Origin of the sequence: Pseudokineococcus marinus, assembly GCF_013004605.1 — a bacterium.
Classification (GTDB): domain Bacteria; phylum Actinomycetota; class Actinomycetes; order Actinomycetales; family Quadrisphaeraceae; genus Pseudokineococcus; species Pseudokineococcus marinus.
Map to the genome: position 1 here is coordinate 1 of NZ_JABEMA010000432.1, position 1932 is coordinate 1932.

Annotated in this window: 2 protein-coding genes; both read left to right on the plus strand. The window is 80.3% G+C overall.

Annotated features, from left to right (window positions below; all coding sequences use genetic code 11):
• Positions 1–775: ABC transporter ATP-binding protein (locus HLB09_RS16295; RefSeq protein WP_171204354.1), on the plus strand; the 775-nt coding region annotated here is incomplete at its 5' end.
• A gap of 86 nt (positions 776–861) precedes the next feature.
• Positions 862–1638, plus strand: a complete 777-nt coding sequence (locus HLB09_RS16300) for an energy-coupling factor transporter transmembrane component T family protein (protein WP_171204356.1) — start codon at positions 862–864, stop codon at positions 1636–1638.
• Positions 1639–1932: the final 294 nt, after the last annotated feature.

The window sequence follows — 1932 nt, forward strand, 5'->3', positions numbered from 1 at the left end:
GGAGCTGCTCGCCGCCCGCGCGCTGGCGTGCGCCCGCCCGGGCGGCCCGGTGGCCGTGCGCTCCGCCGACCTCGCGCTGCCCGCCGGCTCGGCCACGGCGCTCACCGGCCCCAACGGCGCGGGCAAGACGACGCTCGCGCTGACGCTCGCGGGGCTGCTGGAGCCGGTCGGCGGCGCGGTCCGCGCGTCCCCGGACCTCGTGGGAGACCACGACCCGAACAACGGACCCGGCCCAGCGCTCGGCACCGCCCCCTGGCGCTGGCGCTCGCGCGACCTGCTCCGCAGGGTCGGCACCGTCTTCCAGGACCCGGAGCACCAGCTCGTCGCGGCGACGGTCGAGGGCGAGCTGGCGCACGGCCCCCGCCTGCTCGGCCGGCCCGAGGCGGAGGTCCGCCGCCGCACCGACGAGCTGCTGGAGCGCCTCGGCCTCACCGCGCTGGCGCGCGCCCACCCCTTCACCCTCTCCGGCGGCGAGAAGCGCCGGCTGTCCGTGGCCACGGCCCTCGCCGTCGGGCCGCGCGTCGTCGTCCTCGACGAGCCGACCTTCGGGCAGGACGCGCTGACGTGGGCCGGCCTCGTCGAGCTCCTCCGCGAGCTCGTCGACGGCGGGGCGGCCCTGCTCGCCGTCACCCACGACGCCGAGCTCGTCGGCGCCCTCGGCGCCCGGGTCCACCACCTCGCGCCGCCGGACCCGGCGGTGCCGCTCGCGCCGCGGGAGGACGAGCGCCGCAGCGCCTCGGGGCTGCGGCGGCTCCTCGGCCGGGGGCGGACGTGAGCGGCGCCCCCGCGACCGGCAGCTCCGCGACCGGTGCTCCGGCGCCCACCGCGGGGACGACGACGCTCGGCGGGCTCGCCGGGGGCCTGCGGTCGACGCCGCTCACCCGGGCGAACCCGCTGGCCACCCTGCTCGGCGGGCTGCTCGTGGCCGCCGCCCTGCTCCTCACGGTCGACGTCGTCAGCGCGGCCGTCGCGCTGGTCCTCGAGCTGTGCCTCCTGCCCCTCGCCGGTCTGGCGCCCCGCCCGCTGCTCGTGCGGCTGCTGCCCGTGCTCCTCGCGAGCGTGCCCGCCGGCCTCGTCACCGCCGTCATCGGCCGCGACGCCGGCGCCGTGCTCGTGGGGATCGGGCCCCTCACCGTCACCGAGGGCTCGCTGGGGCTCGGCGCCGCGATCACGCTGCGGGTGCTCGCCGTGGGCATCCCCGGCGTCGTGCTCCTCCTCGCCACCGACCCCACCGACCTCGCCGACGGGCTCGCCCAGCGGCTGCGCCTGCCCCACCGGTTCGTCCTGGGCGGCCTGGCCGGCCTGCGCCTCGTGGGGCTGCTCGTCGTCGAGTGGCGCACGCTCGCGATGGCCCGCCGGGCGCGGGGCCTCGGCGACGCGCGCGGCCCCCTCGCGGGCACCCGCGTCGTGTCCGGCCAGGTCCTGGCGCTCCTCGTCATCGCCCTGCGCCGCGCCACCCGGCTCGCGCTCGCCATGGAGGCCCGCGGCTTCGGGGTGCCGGGCGCCGGGCGCACCTGGGCGCGCACGAGCTCCTTCGCCGCGCGCGACGCGGGCGTGGTCGCCGTCTGCGCCGCCGTGGCCGGGGCCGCGACCGCCGCCGCCGTCCTCGCCGGCACGTGGGCGCCCGTGCTGGGCTGAGACCGGCCGCTCACCGGGGCGGGTCCGTGCTCCGTGCCTCTGCGTGACCCCGGGCTGCGGCGCGTCACACGCCCGAAACACTCCGCAACCACCGGGTGACACGCGTCGTGCACTGTCGCTCGCGTCACACCGGCTGAGCCGCAGGAGGACCCCGTGAGCGCCATGACCGTCACCGCCGCCACCGCACCGGGCCGCGCGCCGTCCCGCTCCCGGAGCGGGCTGCCCGCCTCGCCCGTCCGCACCCTCGACCGCACCGCCGCCGCGGTCGCGGGCCTGAGCGCCGCCGGCCGGGCC